This is a genomic window from Streptomyces sp. NPDC006872 (assembly GCF_040635845.1).
In the GTDB taxonomy this organism is placed as follows: Bacteria; Actinomycetota; Actinomycetes; order Streptomycetales; family Streptomycetaceae; genus Streptomyces.
In genome coordinates, this window is the sequence record NZ_JBEYIL010000001.1 from 750722 (window position 1) to 767723 (window position 17002).

Annotated in this window: 17 protein-coding genes; 8 read left to right on the plus strand and 9 right to left on the minus strand. The window is 70.8% G+C overall.

Annotated features, from left to right (window positions below):
• Positions 1 to 6: 6 nt before the first annotated feature.
• Both ABZ725_RS03510 and ABZ725_RS03515 read left to right on the plus strand, forming a co-directional pair.
• On the plus strand, positions 7 to 468 hold the full coding sequence (locus tag ABZ725_RS03510; RefSeq protein WP_358801108.1) for a sec-independent translocase: 462 nt from the start codon (positions 7 to 9) through the stop codon (positions 466 to 468).
• Between the two features lie 181 nt (positions 469 to 649).
• On the plus strand, positions 650 to 1309 hold the full coding sequence (locus ABZ725_RS03515) for a hypothetical protein (protein ID WP_358801109.1): 660 nt from the start codon (positions 650 to 652) through the stop codon (positions 1307 to 1309).
• A 104-nt stretch (positions 1310 to 1413) separates the two neighbouring features.
• Here the strand turns inward: ABZ725_RS03515 and ABZ725_RS03520 are convergent, their stop codons facing one another.
• Genes ABZ725_RS03520 through ABZ725_RS03530 form a run of 3 tightly spaced genes read right to left on the minus strand, consistent with a single transcriptional unit; the run spans position 1414 to position 4520 of the window.
• Positions 1414 to 2547 (minus strand): Mrp/NBP35 family ATP-binding protein, encoded by a 1134-nt coding sequence (locus tag ABZ725_RS03520; RefSeq protein WP_358801110.1) that lies wholly within the window; start codon positions 2545 to 2547, stop codon positions 1414 to 1416.
• 43 nt (positions 2548 to 2590) lie between these two features.
• Positions 2591 to 3190 (minus strand): DUF1003 domain-containing protein, encoded by a 600-nt coding sequence (locus ABZ725_RS03525; protein ID WP_358801111.1) that lies wholly within the window; start codon positions 3188 to 3190, stop codon positions 2591 to 2593.
• Positions 3180 to 4520, minus strand: coding sequence for a CBS domain-containing protein (locus ABZ725_RS03530; protein ID WP_358801112.1), 1341 nt, complete (start codon positions 4518 to 4520; stop codon positions 3180 to 3182). The genes ABZ725_RS03525 and ABZ725_RS03530 overlap by 11 nt, the downstream gene beginning before the upstream one ends.
• 175 nt (positions 4521 to 4695) lie before the next feature.
• On the opposite strand from ABZ725_RS03530, the gene ABZ725_RS03535 reads away from it, so the two are divergent.
• Positions 4696 to 5448 carry a hypothetical protein gene (locus ABZ725_RS03535; RefSeq protein WP_358801113.1) on the plus strand — a complete coding sequence of 251 codons (753 nt, stop codon included), beginning with the start codon at positions 4696 to 4698 and terminating at the stop codon, positions 5446 to 5448.
• A gap of 33 nt (positions 5449 to 5481) precedes the next feature.
• On the opposite strand, the gene ABZ725_RS03540 is transcribed toward ABZ725_RS03535, so the two are convergent.
• Both ABZ725_RS03540 and ABZ725_RS03545 read right to left on the minus strand, forming a co-directional pair.
• Complete coding sequence (locus ABZ725_RS03540; protein ID WP_358801114.1) at positions 5482 to 6012, minus strand: hypothetical protein; 531 nt, start codon at positions 6010 to 6012, stop codon at positions 5482 to 5484.
• Between the two features lie 25 nt (positions 6013 to 6037).
• A complete protein-coding gene (locus ABZ725_RS03545; RefSeq protein WP_351916721.1) occupies positions 6038 to 7168 on the minus strand; it encodes a magnesium and cobalt transport protein CorA in 1131 nt (376 codons plus the stop codon).
• A gap of 497 nt (positions 7169 to 7665) precedes the next feature.
• Between ABZ725_RS03545 and ABZ725_RS03550 the strand changes: the two genes are divergently transcribed.
• Complete coding sequence (locus tag ABZ725_RS03550) at positions 7666 to 8250, plus strand: suppressor of fused domain protein (RefSeq protein WP_358801115.1); 585 nt, start codon at positions 7666 to 7668, stop codon at positions 8248 to 8250.
• Positions 8251 to 8302: 52 nt separating this feature from the next.
• Here the strand turns inward: ABZ725_RS03550 and ABZ725_RS03555 are convergent, their stop codons facing one another.
• Positions 8303 to 9514: an MFS transporter gene (locus ABZ725_RS03555; protein ID WP_358801116.1), complete on the minus strand. Its 1212-nt coding sequence runs from the start codon at positions 9512 to 9514 to the stop codon at positions 8303 to 8305.
• Positions 9515 to 9641: 127 nt separating this feature from the next.
• Here ABZ725_RS03555 and ABZ725_RS03560 point away from each other — a divergent pair, with 127 nt between their 5' ends.
• From ABZ725_RS03560 to ABZ725_RS03570, 3 genes are all read left to right on the plus strand, one after another.
• Complete coding sequence (locus ABZ725_RS03560; RefSeq protein ID WP_358801117.1) at positions 9642 to 10283, plus strand: DUF6758 family protein; 642 nt, start codon at positions 9642 to 9644, stop codon at positions 10281 to 10283.
• A gap of 153 nt (positions 10284 to 10436) precedes the next feature.
• Entirely contained in the window at positions 10437 to 11294 is an 858-nt protein-coding gene (locus ABZ725_RS03565; protein ID WP_358801118.1) for a PHP domain-containing protein, read from the plus strand.
• 51 nt (positions 11295 to 11345) lie between these two features.
• The gene (locus tag ABZ725_RS03570) at positions 11346 to 11951 is read left to right on the plus strand and encodes a MarC family protein (RefSeq protein WP_351916712.1); all 606 of its coding nucleotides are present in this window, start codon (positions 11346 to 11348) and stop codon (positions 11949 to 11951) included.
• A gap of 83 nt (positions 11952 to 12034) precedes the next feature.
• Here the strand turns inward: ABZ725_RS03570 and ABZ725_RS03575 are convergent, their stop codons facing one another.
• Complete coding sequence (locus tag ABZ725_RS03575) at positions 12035 to 12187, minus strand: hypothetical protein (protein WP_107105381.1); 153 nt, start codon at positions 12185 to 12187, stop codon at positions 12035 to 12037.
• 195 nt (positions 12188 to 12382) lie between these two features.
• On the opposite strand from ABZ725_RS03575, the gene ABZ725_RS03580 reads away from it, so the two are divergent.
• Positions 12383 to 13279 (plus strand): NYN domain-containing protein, encoded by an 897-nt coding sequence (locus tag ABZ725_RS03580; protein WP_351916710.1) that lies wholly within the window; start codon positions 12383 to 12385, stop codon positions 13277 to 13279.
• A 33-nt stretch (positions 13280 to 13312) separates the two neighbouring features.
• On the opposite strand, the gene ABZ725_RS03585 is transcribed toward ABZ725_RS03580, so the two are convergent.
• Positions 13313 to 14191 (minus strand): alpha/beta hydrolase, encoded by an 879-nt coding sequence (locus ABZ725_RS03585; RefSeq protein WP_358801119.1) that lies wholly within the window; start codon positions 14189 to 14191, stop codon positions 13313 to 13315.
• A 118-nt stretch (positions 14192 to 14309) separates the two neighbouring features.
• Entirely contained in the window at positions 14310 to 17000 is a 2691-nt protein-coding gene (locus ABZ725_RS03590) for a DEAD/DEAH box helicase (RefSeq protein WP_358801120.1), read from the minus strand.
• Positions 17001 to 17002: the final 2 nt, after the last annotated feature.

Genomic DNA, 17002 nt, shown 5'->3' on the forward strand with positions numbered 1-17002 from the left:
CTTCAGGTGTTCAATGACATAGGACCGCTCGAGCTGGTGACGATCGCCGTCCTGGCCGTGCTCGTCTTCGGTCCGGACAAGCTCCCGAAGGTCATCCAGGACATGATGCGTACCGTCCGGAAGATCCGTGAGTTCTCGGAGAGCGCCAAGGCGGACATCCGCAGCGAGCTGGGACCGGAGTTCAAGGACTTCGAGTTCGAGGACCTCAACCCCAAGACGTTCATCCGCAAGCAGCTGGACAACGACGAGCTGGGGCTCAAGGAGATCCGCAACGGCTTCGACCTGAAGAAGGAGATGGCCGAGGTCACGGACGCGGTCCACAGCCGCGACACGGACACCGCGGCCTCGGGATCGTCCTCTTCGTCCTCGGGGTCGTCCTCGTCCGGCGACGGTCGGATCGACATGACCAAGAAGCCCGAAGAGCCGGGCAAGGACGACCGCCCGCCCTTCGACGCGGACGCCACCTAGGGCCTGCCCCGAGTCACCCGCGTCCCCCGATGTGAGGGGGCGCACGCCCCACGCGCCGGGTGGATTCCCGGCAGCCCGGAGCGGGGTGGCTATGCTGCCTGGTTGTTGTGCGAAGCGGACGAGTACGCCCGAAGGGGGGCGGGCCGGTCGCTTCGTCGAGAACGAGGAGGCGTCCGGGCACATGGAGACGACGAGTCGGGCAGTCGCGCAGACGCCGGACGCGGAGGGCGGACAACAGGTCCCCTCCGCCCGGCGTACGGTCGACGGCTACTTGGAGGCACCCTTCCCCTGGTACGGCCTCGACGAGGCCTTCACAGGGCCCCGCTGGCTGATGCAGGTGGGTACGGCGGCCGACGGGGCCGTCGAGCACGGTTCCATCGGACACGGTGACGAGCCCTCCGTACGGCACGAGACGGCCGGCGAGGACCGCGGGAAGTTCGCGGTCGTCGTGACCGTCGCCACGAACCCCGTACGGCGCAGCGCCGACGGCACGGGCCTGCTGGAGGCCACCTCGGTGTCCTCGGCGGCCTGGCTCGCGGGGGTGGGCCTGCTGTCCTTCACCTGGCCGGGCCAGATGGACCACAGCCTGCGCGACGACTGGCTGGACCAGCAGACCGAGACGGCGTGGGTCCTCGCCGACGACCTCTCGGGATCGGACTGGTCGACGCTGTCCCTGCCGGTCGACGGCGTGCCGACGCCCTTCCACTACCGCGAGTCCGAGTTCGGCTGGGTACTGGCCGGCTCGACCTCGGAAGGGGTGCACGTGGGGGCGTACGGGAGGGGCATGAGCGCGTACGGGCTCGGCTTCGCCATGATCAAGGACATCGCCGAGTACGCCTAGGACAGGTCCTGGACACGACGAAGGGTGCCCCCCGACCGGTGGGCACCCTCACGGCGTTGGCCTCGAGCTCGTGGCCTCAAGGCCGTGGCCTCAAGCTCGTGGCGCTAGAACTTGTTCCTCGGAGTGATCCCCAAGGACAGTCCCGAAAGGCCCCGCTGACGGCCTCCCAGCTTGCCCGCGATCGCCCGCAGGGCCGCGCCCGCCGGGGAGTCGGGGTCGCTCAGGACCACCGGCTTGCCCTCGTCGCCGCCCTCGCGCAGCCGGACGTCGATCGGGATGGAGCCGAGGACCGGGACGTTGGCGCCGGTCGTGCGGGTCAGTCCCTCCGCCACCGACTGTCCGCCGCCCGTGCCGAAGACGTCGACCATCTCGCCGCAGTGCGGGCAGGGCAGGCCGGACATGTTCTCGACCACGCCGACGATCTTCTGGTGGGTCTGCACGGCGATGGAGCCCGCCCGCTCGGCGACCTCGGCCGCGGCCTGCTGCGGGGTCGTCACGACGAGGATCTCGGCGTTCGGCACCAGCTGGGCCACGGAGATCGCGATGTCGCCGGTGCCCGGCGGCAGGTCCATCAGCAGCACGTCCAGGTCGCCCCAGTACACGTCGGCCAGGAACTGCTGGAGGGCGCGGTGGAGCATCGGGCCGCGCCAGACGACCGGCGCGTTGCCCGAAATGAACATGCCGATGGAGATGACCTTCACGCCCTGCGCGGACGGCGGCATGATCATGTTCTCGACCTGGGTCGGACGGCCGTCCGCGCCCAGCATCCGCGGCACGCTGTGGCCGTAGATGTCGGCGTCGACCACGCCCACCTTGAGGCCGTCGGCGGCCATCGCCGCCGCCAGGTTGACCGTCACCGACGACTTGCCGACGCCGCCCTTGCCGGAGGCGACCGCGTACACGCGGGTCAGCGAGCCCGGCTTGGCGAAGGGGACCTCGCGCTCGGCGGTGCCGCCGCGCAGGGCGGTCGCCAGCTCCTTGCGCTGTTCGTCGCTCATCACGTCGAGGGTGACGTCGACGCGGGTGACGCCGTCCACCCGGGAGACCGCGTCCGTCACGCGTTGCGTGATCGTCTCGCGCATCGGGCAGCCGGAGACCGTCAGGTACACGGTGACCGCGACCGCCCCGTCCGCGCCGATCTCCACCGACTTCACCATCCCCAGTTCGGTGATGGGTCGGTTGATCTCGGGGTCGTTCACCGTCGCCAGTGCCTCGCGCACCGCGTCTTCGCTAGCCATGAGGTCGATGGTACGGCTGTCGGTGGGGGCCCCGGTAAGCCCGTCACCGGTCTTCTACGTCACGTCTGCGCGACCGTTCCGCCGGGAATACGGCAGGTTCGCGGTGCCCGTCGACCCGTTCCTCCAGTTCCTTGACCATGTCCTGCAGCTCCGAGCGGATCCAGTCCCGGGTGGCGACCTCGCCGAGGCCGATGCGCAGAGCGGCGATCTCCCTGGTCAGGTACTCGGTGTCGGCGATGGACCGTTCGTTCTGCTTGCGGTCCTGCTCCAGGTTGACCCGGTCGCGGTCGTCCTGCCGGTTCTGCGCGAGCAGGATCAGCGGGGCCGCGTAGGAGGCCTGCAGGGACAGCATCAGGGTCAGGAAGATGAACGGATAGTTGTCGAAGCGCAGGTCGCGCGGCGCGAAGATGTTCCACAGCACCCAGACGATGATGACGACCGTCATCCAGACGATGAACCGTCCGGTGCCCAGGAAGCGGGCGATGCGCTCCGACAGCCGTCCGAACGCCTCCGGGTCCCACTCGGGCAGCAGCGGGCGCCGGCGCGGCCGCGGCTGGTCCAGACGGGGGCGGTGCCGGCTGGTCGCCGTCGCCCCGACCGGGATGCGCTCCACGCGGCCGCCGCTCTCGCGCTCAGGAGCCATGGGAACCAGCCCCCTCGGCCGTCGCCCCGGCGTCCGTCGCGTCCTCGGCCCCGGTCGCGTCCTCGGGCTCGTCCTGGAGGTGGAACTCGGTCTCCCGCCAGTCCTCCGGCAGCATGTGGTCCAGGACGTCGTCCACGGTCACCGCGCCGAGGAGCGACCCCGCTTCGTCCACGACGGGCGCCGCGACCATGTCGTACGTCGCGAAGAACCCGGCGACGACCGGCAGCGCCGCGTCCGGCGCCAGGGCCTGCAGATCGTCGTCGAGCAGCGCGCTGACCAGCGTGTACGGGGGGTCGCGCAGCAGGCGCTGGAAGTGGACCGTGCCCAGGTACTTGCCGGTCGGGGTCTCGTCGGGCGGGCGGCAGACGTAGACCTGGGCGGCGAGCGCGGGGGAGAGATCCGGGTTGCGGACGCGCGCGAGGGCGTCGGCGACGGTGGCGTCGGGGCGCAGGACGATCGGCTCGGTGGTCATCAGCCCGCCCGCGGTGTGCTCCTCGTACGCCATCAGCCGCCGCATGTCGGCCGCGTCCGCCGGCTCCATCAGGCTCAGCAGCCGCTCCTTGTCCTCCTCGGGGAGCTCGGAGAGCAGGTCGGCCGCGTCGTCGGGGTCCATCGCCTCCAGGACGTCCGCCGCGCGCTCCTCCTTCAGCTTGCCGAGGATCTCGATCTGGTCGTCCTCCGGCAGCTCCTCCAGGACGTCGGCGAGGCGGTCGTCGTCCAGGGCGGCGGCGACCTCGGCGCGCCGCTTCGGCGACAGATGGTGCAGGACGTTGGCGAGGTCGGCGGGGCGCAGCTGCTCGAAGGTGGCGAGAAGGCTCTCCGCGCCCTGTCCCTGCTCCTCCAGCGAGAACCCGGTCACCGAGGACCACTCCACGGTCAGCGTCTCGCCCTTGGCCCGCCGGAAGGCGCTCGCCTTCCTCCCCTTGCGGACGAAGACCCGGTCGATCTCCCAGTCCCGGCGGGCCGGCAGCTGCCGCACCGACACATCGAGGACGTTGACCTCCTCGCCGGTCTCGACGAGCGTGACGCGCCGGTCGAGCAGCTCCCCGAACACCAGCCGCTCGGTGGGCCGCTGCTCGAAGCGCCGGACGTTGACCACACCGGTGGTGATGACCTGGCCGGACTCGATGCCCGTCACCCGGGTCATGGGCAGGAAGATCCGGCGCCGCGTGGACAGTTCGACGACCAGCCCGAGCACCCTCGGCGGCCGCCGCCCCACCCGCAGCATGACGACCAGATCGCGCACCCGCCCCACCAGGTCGCCGTTCGGATCGAAGACGGGGATGCCGGCGAGATGCGAGACGAAGATCCGCGGGGCGCCCGCTGCCATGACCGCACCTCCGCCCTTGTCCCGATTGCCCGCCGTTGCGGGCTTCAGGCTAGCCCGTCCCGATCGGATACGCCCTGGTGGGCGGTCCGGACGGACCGGCTCCGTTCGGGGCCCGCGACCCCGGTACGCTGCCGTACGCCGCTCAGCACACCCCCGCAGAAAGGCAGCCTTCTCTGTGACTGCGATTCCCCACGGTCGTACTCGCCGGACCCCGTTGGTGAGCGCGCTGTGCGCACTGGTCGTGGGAAGTACGGGACTGGCGGGGTGCAGTGAGGATCCGGACGCGGGCACGAACGGGGTGGGCAAGCTGCCGGCCGCGCAGATCCAGTCGAAGACGACGGCGGCCGCGGCCGCCGTGGACGCCGTGCGGCTGTCGGGCAGCGTGGTCACCAGCGGGCACACGTACAAGCTCGACATGAGCCTGAAGGCGGACGGCGGCACCGGGTCGGTCACCGCGGAGGGGGTCGCCTTCCATCTGCTGCGGGTCGGCGAGCAGCTGTACCTGAAGGCCGACGCGTCCTTCTGGAACAAGGAGGACGGCAAGGCAGGCGACGGCTCGGACACGGCGGCCGCCGACAAACTCGACGGCAAGTACGTGAAGGTGCCGACGGGCGACCCCTCGTACAAGAAGTTCAGCGGCTTCACGGACAAGGACCTCCTCCTCGACGGTCTGCTGACGCTGCACGGCTCGCTGGCCACGGACGGTCACCACGAGCAGTCCGGCGTCCGCACGATCCGCATCACCGGCGACGGCGGCTCCGGCGGCAAGCTGGACGTGTCGCTGGAGGGCAAGCCGTACCCGCTGCGCCTGGAACGCGCAGGCGGCGCGGGCACGCTGAGCTTCTCCGCCTGGGGCAAGGACTTCGACCTGGAGGAACCGGCGAAGGACGAGACGGTGGACTACGGCAAGCAGCTGCCGTCCTCGTGACTCTCGTGGCTCTCGTGACTCTCTAGCAACCGGTTACTTGCGTTTGCGCTTCTTCAGCAGCAGCTTCGGCAGTCCCGCCGGGACCGGCTCACGGGTGGTGGCGGGCGAGGGCACCGGCCGCGCCGCCAGATCCCCGTCGGGCAGCGGCAGGACGGTCCCGGTCGGCTCCAGGCGCAGCACCCGGCACTCCCGCGCCCACCGCCCGGTCATGGCCTCGCCGTCGGGCGCGTTGAGCCGCTTGCCCTTGAGCTCGGCGACGGCCGCCTCCCACGCCTCGGAAGCAGGCTCGAGCTGCACGACGCGCGCCGTCCAGGAGACCAGCCGGCCCCCCTTGTCCTTGCTGCGGACGGTGACCTCGGCCGACCCTCCGCCGACGAGCCCGGACAGCGGCTGCTCACCGGGCCCGTCGCCGACCAGACAGGCCGCGCCCTCGTGCCACACGTGCCACAGCGCACACGCGGCCGGTTCGCCGGCGCCCTGGACCCAGATGAGGCCGGACTTCTTGGTGGCCTCCTCGATCAGGGCCTGCGTGACGAGGGCCTGGTCGAGCAGCTCGCTTGTCATGGCGCTCAGCCTATCCAGAGCGCCGTCAGAGCCAGCCGTTGCGCTTCAGCGTGCGGTGGATGCCGAAGCAGAGGGCCACCATGGCCGACATCACCACGGGGTAGCCGAACTTCCAGTGCAGCTCCGGCATGTAGTCGAAGTTCATGCCGTACACCCCGCAGACCATGGTCGGCACGGCGATGATGGCCGCCCAGGACGTGATCTTCCGCATGTCCTCGTTCTGGGCGACGGACGCCTGCGCCAGGTTGGCCTGGAGAATCGAGTTGAGCAGCTCGTCGAAGCCGACGACCTGCTCCTGGACCCGGGCGAGGTGGTCGGCGACGTCCCGGAAGTACTTCTGGATGTCGGGGTCGATCAGCCGCATCGGCCGCTCGCTCAGCAGCTGCATCGGCCGCAGCAACGGCGACACCGCACGCTTGAACTCCAGCACCTCACGCTTGAGTTGGTAGATCCGGCCGGCGTCCGTGCCGCGCGGGCTGCCCTTGCGCCCGGGCGAGAACACCTCCGTCTCGACCTCGTCGATGTCGTCCTGCACGGCGTCCGCGACCGCGATGTAGCCGTCGACGACGTGGTCCGCGATGGCGTGCAGCACCGCGGAGGGACCCTTGATCAGCAGCTCGGGGTCGTCCTGGAGGCGGTGGCGCAGGGCGCGCAGCGAGCCCTGGCCGCCGTGCCGGACCGTGATGAAGAAGTCCTTGCCGGTGAAGCACATGACCTCACCGGTCTCGACGACCTCGCTGTTGGCCTCGAGCCGGTCGTGCTCGATGTAGTGGATGGTCTTGAAGACCGTGAAGAGGGAGTCGTCGTAGCGCTCCAGCTTGGGCCGCTGGTGCGCCTGCACCGCGTCCTCCACGGCCAGCGGGTGCAGCCCGAACTCGGCTGCGATACCGGCGAATTCGGCCTCGGTCGGCTCGTGCAGACCGATCCACACGAAGCCTCCGTCGCGCCGCACCTGGCGCATGGCCTCCTGCGGGGTCGGCGACTGTGTGCACGCGACGCGCGAGCCGTCCCGGTAGACGGCGCAGTCGACGACGGCCGACGGGGTCGCGGGGTCACGGGTGGTGTCGTACGCGCTGCCGTCGATGCGCCCGCCCCCCTTGCGCAGGGAGGGGCGGGCGGGGCGGACGACGGCACGGAGGTCGCGGATCATCGACATGGCAGGCTCCTTCGTGACAGGCAACGAAAGGCCGCCGACGACGGGTGGAACTACCCGGAATGGGGACGTCCTGACTGCGGAGGTTTGGCACGTCCACAAAGCGGGGAGCACCGCTCCGTCGCGGTGGCGAGCTTCGCTACTGATTCAGATCAGAGAGATCTGGCAGATCAGACAGATCAGGTCAGACAGATCAGGCAAAAAACGAAACGAAGTGCTCTTCCGCATGAAGATGAGCGCGAGAGGTGGCGACCAGCCGAGGGCCAAGAAGCCGGAGCAGCTGCATCAGCGGCCGGAAGAGCGAGTGGTACTGCACGGGTGACTTCGATCCATGACAGCCCCACCTCCTCCAGCCGGTCCCTCGTAAGGGAGTCTCGTCTGCGTCGAGGCAAGATAGCGACGCTTCTGCGTGCTGCCCCGAACCACCGGGCCAGACTACCAGCCGAGTGAAGTGTCAAGGCGCTGCTTTGCCCTGTGCCGATGAGTTCTATGCTCGCCGCATGGCTGATGTTCTTCCTCTGGTCGAGGCTCGTTTGCGCTCCGCGCTGGGCGAGCCGGACGCCCGCGCCGCGGTCACCTTCCTCGGTACGGACCGCGTCGAGGTACTCCGTTTCCATGAGGGCGACATCGTCCGCTACGCCACGCTCGGCATGTCCGCGCAGCCGATGAGCGACCCCACGGCGGTGCTCGCGGATCCGGTCGCGGGGCCGCGCGCCGAACTGGTCCTGTCGGTCCGGCCGGGCGTGGCCGACACCGACAAGGTGCTCCGTCCGCTCGCCGTGCTCGCCGCGTCCCCGCAGGTCGAGGGCGTGGTCGTGGCCCCCGGCGCCTCGCTCGACGTCGGCGAACCGCTGTGGCCCGGCGCACCGTTCACCTCGGTCCTGGTCGCCGAGCCGGGCGGTCTGGTCGAGGATCTCGACCTCGACGAGCCCCTCGACCCGGTCCGTTTCCTGCCGCTGCTCCCCATGACCGCGAACGAGGCCGCCTGGAAGCGCGTGCACGGCGCCCAGGCCCTCCAGGAGCGCTGGCTGACGAACGGGACGGACCTGCGGGATCCGTCCCGCAGGTCCGTCCCGCTCGACTGACGCCTCGTATGACGTTTCGTGAGGAAGGTCACCAACAGGTGGCCGAAGGCGTTCAGTTGGCGAAGACGGTGACCGAGTCCTCGGCCGCATGCCCCGGTTCGAGCTCCTCGACGTCCTTCGTGAGCGCCTTGCGCCGTACGGCGACCACGGCCGCGCCGAGCACCGCCGTCGCCGCCGCGACGACGAACGGCACGTGGATGTCGGTCCATTCCTCGATCTTCGGCGCGAAGAACGGCGCGGCCGCGGCCGCGAACCACCGCACGAAGTTGTATCCGGCGCTCGCCACCGGCCGCGGGGCGTCCGAGACGCCGAGCGCCAACTCGGTGTAGACGGTGTTGTTCACGCCGATGAACGCGCCCGACAGGATCGTGCAGACGATCGCCGTGGCGTGCTCGCCGTAGCCGAGGACGAGCACGTCGACGGCGAGCAGCAGCAGCGAGCCGCCGAGCACCTTGAGCGAACCGAACCGCTCCTGCAGCCGCGGCGCCACGACGACCGAGCAGACGGCGAGCAGCACACCCCACGCGAAGAACACCGCCCCGGACCTGTAGGGGGTCATGTTCAGCACGAACGGGGTGAAGGCCAGCACGGTGAAGAACGTGTAGTTGTAGAAGAACGCCGAGGCCGCGGCGGAGGCGAGACCGCCGTGCCCGAGCGCCTTGAGGGGGTCGAGGACCGAGACCTTGCGGGCGGGCTTCGGCTGCTCCTTCAGGAACACCGTGATGCACAGGAAGCCGACGGCCATCAGGAACGCGGTGCCGAAGAAGGGGTAGCGCCAGCTGGCGTCGCCGAGCAGCGCGCCCAGCAGCGGCCCGCAGGCCATGCCGAGGCCGAGGGCGGACTCGTACAGCAGGACGGCGGCCGCGCTGCCTCCGGCCGCCGCGCCGACGATCACCGCGAGGGCGGTGGAGACGAAGAGGGCGTTGCCCAGTCCCCAGCCGGCCCGGAAGCCCACCAGTTCGGCGACCGAGCCCGAGGTGCCCGCGAGGCCCGCGAAGACGACGACGAGGGCGAGGCCGAGCAGCAGCGTCCGGCGGCCGCCGATGCGGCTGGAGACGAAGCCGGTGACCAGCATCGCGAACGCGGTGATCAGGAAGTACGAGGTGAACAGCAGCGAGACCTGGCCGGCCGTGGCGTCCAGTCCCTGGGCGATGGACGGCAGGATCGGGTCGACGAGGCCGATGCCCATGAAGGCGACGACGGACGCGCCGGCCGTCGCCCACACCGCTTTCGGCTGCGCACCCCTCATGAATATAGTTGGCATATACACACGATAAGTTAGCTCACCTAATTAATGCAAGCTGCATCTAAATGGTTCCGGTCGATCGGTTTCCGCCCGGACGGGTGATCGTCCTTGACGTGGGCGGGCTCGGGTAGGACCGTGGGGCTCTATGAGGGGCGAACCCAGTTGCCCGAAGTGTGGTGGCCGGGTCAGGGCTCCCGGACTCTTCGCCGATTCCTGGCAGTGTGATGTGCACGGGACGGTGCATCCGCTGCAGCCCGTGATCCCGCCCAGCGTCGAGGCCCTCAGCGTCGCCGTGCACCGCACTCAGGTGCCGTTGTGGATGCCGTGGCCGCTGCCCGTCGGCTGGCTGTTCACGGGCGTGACATACGCGGGGGACGACCGCAGTGGCGGTCGCGCCACCGTCGTGGCCTGCTCCGGACCGGGGCCGCTCGGCGGGATGGGCGAGCTGATCCTCGTCGCCGAGGAGCTGGGCGTCGGGCTCGGCGCGCGGTACGCCGGTGTCGACGGGCCGGATCCGGGTCCGTACATGAGCGTCGAGAAACCTCCGCAGGCGAAGGTCCTGGCCGCGGGCCGTCCCACCCCGCTCTGGCATGTCTCCGCCACCCCGGACGACCGCGCGGTCTTCGCCGGCGAGGCGCGGGGGTTGTGGCTGTGGGCCGTGGTGTGGCCCGAGCAGTCGGGGCTGCTGATGTACGACGAGCTGGTGCTGACGGATCTGCGGGATGCCGGCGCGGAGCTGGAGTTGGTGCCCTGCGGGGCGCTGTCGCCGCGCCTGCTCAAGCCGTAGCGGGTCGTATCAAGCCGTGGCGGGTTGCAGGGCCGGGCGGCGGGGCCTGTGGATGTAGGGGGTGCTCCAGGCTTTTGGGTGTGACAGGGGCGGTGTGATGAGCCGTTATGCTGGAGCGTCCGCTTCCGTCCCGTAGCTGTCTGGAGTCCGCTCGTGCGTGTCGATCTGCACTGCCACTCCACTGCCTCCGACGGGACGGACACCCCGGCCGAGCTGGTCCGCAACGCTGCCGCCGCCGGTCTGGACGTCGTCGCGCTGACCGATCACGACACCACCCGTGGGCATGCCGAGGCCATCGCCGCGCTGCCGCAGGGGCTCACCCTGGTCACCGGCGCGGAGCTGTCGTGTCGGATCGACGGCGTCAGCATGCACATGCTGGCCTACCTGTTCGACCCCGAGGAGCCCGCGCTGCTCGCCGAGCGCGAGCTGGTGCGGGACGACCGGGTGCCCCGGGCGCGCGGGATGGTCGCCAGGCTCAACGAGCTGGGCGTGCCCGTCACCTGGGAGCAGGTCGCGCGGATCGCGGGGGAGGGGTCCGTCGGTCGGCCGCACGTCGCCACCGCCCTGGTCGAGCTGGGCGTCGTGCCGACCGTGAGCGACGCCTTCACCGAGGACTGGCTCGCCGACGGCGGCCGGGCCCACGTCGCGAAGCACGAGACCGACCCCTTCGAGGCGATCCGGCTGGTCAAGGGCGCGGGCGGGGTCACCGTCTTCGCCCACCCGGGCGCGAGCAAGCGCGGTCGTACGGTGCCGGAGTCGGCGATCGCCGAGCTGGCCGCGGCCGGCCTCGACGGCATCGAGGTCGATCACATGGACCACGACGCGGACACGCGGGCCCGACTGCGCGGGCTGGCCGCCGATCTGGGGCTGCTGGTCACCGGCTCGTCGGACTACCACGGCAGCCGCAAGACGTGTGTGCTCGGCGAGTACACCACCGACCCCGAGGTGTACGGGGAGATCACCCGGCGTGCCACCGGCGCGTTCCCGGTGCCGGGGACCGGCGGAGCCTGAGGCTCACCCTCCGCCCACGTTCGCCCTCTTCCCCGCAAGGTCTGTGCACTGATGTTCGACGTCGCCGTCTTCGGCTCTCTCTTTCTCACCCTTTTCGTCATCATGGATCCCCCGGGGATCACCCCGATCTTCCTCGCGCTGACCTCCGGGCGTCCCGGCAAGGTGCAGAAGCGGATGGCCTTCCAGGCGGTCTGTGTGGCGGGCGGTGTGATCGCCGTCTTCGGGCTGCTGGGGCACCAGATCCTCGACTATCTGCACGTCTCCGTGCCCGCGCTGATGATCGCGGGCGGACTGCTGCTCCTGCTGATCGCGCTCGACCTGCTCACCGGCAAGACCGACGAGCCGAAGCAGACCAAGGACGTCAACGTCGCGCTCGTCCCGCTGGGCATGCCGCTGCTGGCCGGACCGGGCGCGATCGTGTCCGTCATCCTCGCCGTGCAGAAGGCCGACAGCGTGGCGACGCAGGTGTCCGTCTGGATGGCGATCCTCGCCATCCATGTCGTGCTGTGGCTGGTGATGCGGTACTCGCTGCTGATCATCCGGGTCATCAAGGACGGTGGTGTGGTCCTGGTGACCCGGCTCGCGGGCATGATGCTCTCCGCGATCGCCGTGCAGCAGATCATCAACGGGGTCACCCAGGTGATCCGCGCGAGCTGACCGGATCCCCGGTCGTATGCGCAGAGCCCCCTACGGCATGGCCGTAGGGGGCTCTGAAAACCTGTAAGGGACCGTGTCCCGTGTTACGAGGCCGTGGGGTCGGCCGGACGGATCCACAGCCGCTGCCCGATGGCGGCGGCCTGCTGAACGATCCGGTTGACGGAGGCGGCGTCCACGACGGTGCTGTCCACGGGTGTGCCGTCGACGTCGTCGAGTCGCATGATTTCGAAGCGCATGGCTTCTCCCTTCGTCTGGTCATCCTCCTGAGGAGAACTACTTGGTTACGTAGGTAGTCAACGGGATGCGTGTTACAAACATTCCCTACGCTAAAGAAATTTTTCGAACGACTAATTACTAACGAGTAAGCCGGTTTGTGGAGACTGAACGGGACCGGTTGTGTTCGCAGCGTGACCACCGGGACAATGGAGGTGATGAACGACGACCTGCCGGACCTCGCCGCCCGCATCGACCGCACGAACGAGCTGCTCACGCGCATGCTCGCCGAGGTGGCCAAGACGCCCTCGACCCACGCGATCTTCGTCGACGCGGGGTATCTGTACGCGGCCGCGGGGCGCCTGGTGGCAGGTACCGAGGACCGCCGGGCCTTCGACCTCGACGCCGAGGGCCTGATCGAGGCGCTCATCGACCGCGCCCGCTCGATCTTCGCCGACAGCCGACTGCTGCGCGTCTACTGGTACGACGGCGCCCGGCGCCGTATCCACACCTCCGAGCAGCAGTCCATCGCCGAACTGCCGGACGTGAAGGTGCGGTTGGGCAACCTGAACGCCAACAACCAGCAGAAGGGCGTCGACTCGCTCATCCGGACGGACCTGGAGTCACTGGCCCGCCACCGCGCCATCAGCGACGCGGCCCTGCTGGGCGGCGACGAGGACCTGGTCTCGGCGGTGGAGGCCGCGCAGGGGTACGGCGCCCGCGTCCACCTCTGGGGCATCGAGGCGCCGGAAGGCCGCAACCAGGCCGAGCCGCTGCTCTGGGAGGTCGACAGTCAGCGCACCCTCGACCTCGACTTCTTCAAGCCGTACGTCTCCCGGCGCACCGCCGCCGCCTATGAGACGACCGGCGCGAACCGTCCCACCCGCGAGGCCGTCCGCTTCGTCGGTGCGCAGATCGCGGCGAAGTGGCTGGCGGCGCGGGGCAGAGAGGCCCTGGCCGAGCTGCTGCCGGGCCACCCCTACCTCCCCGGCTCCGTCGACCAGGACCTTCTGGTGGAGGCCGAGGGCATCCTGCAGTACTCCCTGCGCGGCCAGGCGGACCTGCGGCGCGCGCTGCGCGACGGCTTCTGGGAGCACGTGCAGACGCAGTACTAGCGGTACCAGGGCCTGTCCGCCCGGCGGTACCGGCTATCCCGGGTGACGGTCCCAGAAGTCGGCCAGCCCATGGGCCGTCGGCAGCGGCTTGTCCAGGTTCGGTGAGTGCTCGGCGCCCGGCACGACCGTCCGGTGCGCACGCAGGTCCACGGCCATGTCGTCGAGGAGGGGCACCGGCCAGGTGTCGTCCCGAGCACCCGACAGGACATGGAGCGGCAGCGGGACGGCGGCGAGCTCCGCGACCCGGTTCGGCTCGACGCACAACCGGCGTCCGGCGACGAGGAGTTGTGCGGGCTTGTGGTTCAGCCAGCGCAGCTCCAGCTGTTCCAGCTTGCCGAAGCCGCGGGCCGGACCGCCGACCTCCTCCGGCGGTCCCATCGCCTGCATCGCCGCCCACACCTCCGGCATCGTCATCACCGCGAGCGCGTCGTGCAGCAGCTTCACGCGCTGTTTCTGGGACTCCGAGATCTCGGCCGGGCCCGAGGAGACCAGCGTGAACGAGACGAAGGGCGAGTGGTCCAGAAGGACGGCCGCGCGGGCGACCTGGCCGCCCATGGAGTGCCCGGTGAGATGCAGCGGCGTGCCCAGGGCGGCCGCCTGCGCGAGCACATCCCGCGCCAACTCCTCCTGTGCGTACGGGGATTCGTCGTCGGCCGGTCCGTCGGACTCGTTCTGTCCACGCCCGTCCACGGCGACGGTCCGATAGCCGCGGGCCGCGAGGGGCTCGTGCAGCCGGTGGAAGTCCTCCTTGCTGCCGGTGAAGCCCGGCAGCAGCAACGCGACCCCCCTCGGCTCGACGCCGGCGGCCACGGGCGAGTCGACGACGGCGAACTCACCGCGCTCGGTGCGCAGGGCGTACGAACGTGCGCCGGGGGGCGGCGGGAAGGGGGTCGACCTGGTGGGCTTGGACACGGGGGGAGATTACCCGGCGTTCCTCTTCTCGCCCTCGACCGGGGCGGCTGTCGAGGAGACGTCCGGCAAACGCCGAGGGCCCGGCCCACACAGGTGGACCGGGCCCTCGGGTGTGACCTCAGCTCTCCGACGGCTCCACGGCGGCCGCGGTCTTGCGAGTGGTGCGGCGGCGGGGCCGGGCGGCCGCGGTCTCCGCTTCCTGCGTGGCCTGGGCCGGGATGTCGGCCGTGGTGGCCGTCGTCTCGGTCTTGGCGGCGGTCTTGCGGGTGCGGCGGGGCTTGGCCTCGGTCGCTTCCGCGGTGTCGACCGCGGTCTCTGCGGCGGCAGCCGTCTTGCGGGTGCGACGCGGCTTGGTCACCGCGGCCTCCGCGACCGGCTCCGCTTCCGTTGCCGTGGCGGTCGTGGCGGTCGTGACGGTCTTGGCGGCCGTCTTGCGGGTGCGGCGCGGCTTCGTCTCCGTGCCCTCGGCCGTGTCGACCGCGGCCTCGGCCGGAGCCGCTGCCTTGCGCGTGCGACGGGGCTTGACCTCGGCCTCGACGGCTTCCGGAGCCTCGACGGCCGCGGTGGCCGTCGCTGCCGTCCTACGGGTGCGTCGCGGCTTGACCTCGGTGGCCTCGACCGTTTCCACGGCGGCCTCCGCCGGGGCCGCCGCCTTGCGGGTGGTGCGGCGACGCGGCTTGGTCTCCGTCGGCTCCACGCCCTCCGCCGTGTCGAGCGCGACCACGGCTTCGGCCGGGGCCGGGGCGGTGGCGGCGGTCTTGCGGGTGGTGCGGCGGCGGGGCGCGGCGGCCGGGGTCTCCGCCTCCGGTTCCTGCGTGGCCTGGGCCGGGATGTCGGCCGTGGTGGCCGTCGTCTCGGTCTTGGCGGCGGTCTTGCGGGTGCGGCGGGGCTTGGCCTCGGTCGCTTCCGCGGTGTCGACCGCGGTCTCGGCGGCGGCAGCCGTCTTACGGGTGCGACGCGGCTTGACCGCAGGCTCGACCGTCTCGACGACCTCGACGGCCTTGACTGCCTCGACGTCGACCGCGACCGCGGCTTCGGCCGGAGCCGTCGCCTTGCGGGTGCGACGGCGCGGCTTGACCTCCGCCGTCTCCTGCGTGTCGACGACCGTCTGCACCGTGTCGACGACGGCTTCGGCAGCCGGCTCCGGCACGGTGGTGGGCGTCACGGTGGTGGCCGGCGCGGCCTCCGCGGTCTTGCGGGTGCGGCGGCGACGCGGCTGCTCCGGCGTGTCGAGGGCGAGGCCCTCCGCCGTCGCGACGGCCGCTTCCGCAGCCTGGACGACCGGCTCGACGACCACCGGGGTGCTCGCCGCGACGGCGGCCTCCTGCCCCGATCCGGCGCGCGTACGGCGGCGACGGCGCGGGGTGCGCGGGCCGGCGGCCTCCTCCGTCACCTGCTCCGGCGCCGTGGTCGCGGCCGGGGCCGACGTGGCGTCGACGGGGGCGCCGTTGCGCATCCGACGACGTCGGCGCGGTGTACCGGCCGAACGCTCACGCTCGTCGGAGCGCTCGCTGGTGCGCTCGTTGGAACGGGACTCGCCCCGGCCACCGCGGTCACCGCGACCGCCTCGGTCGCCACGACCGCCCCGGTCGTTGCGACCGCGTGCGCCTCGGCCGCCCGGCTCGCCCAGGTCCTCGAGCACTTCCGCGTCGAGCCCGGCGCGGGTGCGCTCCGCGCGCGGCAGGACACCCTTGGTGCCCGCGGGGATGCCGAGCTCCTCGTAGAAGTGCGGAGAGGTGGAGTACGTCTCCGGCGGGTCGCTGAACTCGAGCTCCAGCGCCTTGTTGATGAGCTGCCAGCGCGGGATGTCGTCCCAGTCGACGAGCGTGATCGCGATGCCCTTGGCGCCCGCGCGGCCGGTACGGCCGATGCGGTGCAGGTACGTCTTCTCGTCCTCGGGGGACTGGTAGTTGATGACGTGCGTGACGCCCTCGACGTCGATGCCGCGAGCGGCGACGTCGGTGCAGACGAGGACGTCGACCTTGCCGTTGCGGAACGCGCGCAGCGCCTGCTCACGGGCGCCCTGGCCGAGGTCGCCGTGGACCGCGCCGGAGGCGAAGCCACGCTGCTGGAGCTGGTCGGCCAGGTCGGCCGCCGTGCGCTTGGTACGGCAGAACACCATGACCAGGCCGCGGCCCTCCGCCTGGAGGATGCGCGCCACCATCTCGGGCTTGTCCATGTTGTGCGCGCGGTACACGTGCTGCTTGGTGTTCGCGACGGTCCTGCCCGCGTCGTCCGGCGACGTGGCGTTGATGTGCGTCGGCTGCGACATGTAGCGGCGGGCCAGGCTGATGACCGCGCCGGGCATGGTCGCCGAGAACAGCATGGTCTGGCGCTTCGCCGGAAGCAGGTTGATGATCTTCTCGACGTCGGGCAGGAAGCCCAGGTCGAGCATCTCGTCGGCCTCGTCGAGGACGAGCGACCTGATGTGCTTGAGGTCGAGCTTCTTCTGGCCCGCGAGGTCCAGCAGTCGGCCCGGGGTGCCGACGACGACGTCGACGCCCTTCTTGAGGGCCTCGACCTGGGGCTCGTAGGCCCGGCCGCCGTAGATGGCGAGGACGCGCACGTTGCGCACCTTGCCCGCGGTCAGCAGGTCGTTGGTGACCTGCGTGCACAGCTCACGCGTGGGGACGACGATGAGCGCCTGCGGGGCGTCGGTGAGGTCCTCGGGCTTGGCGCGGCCGGCCTCGACGTCGGCGGGGACGGTCACGCGCTCGAGGAGCGGGAGGCCGAAGCCCAGCGTCTTGCCGGTGCCGGTCTTGGCCTGTCCGATGACGTCCGTGCCCGTCAGGGCCACGGGGAGCGTCATCT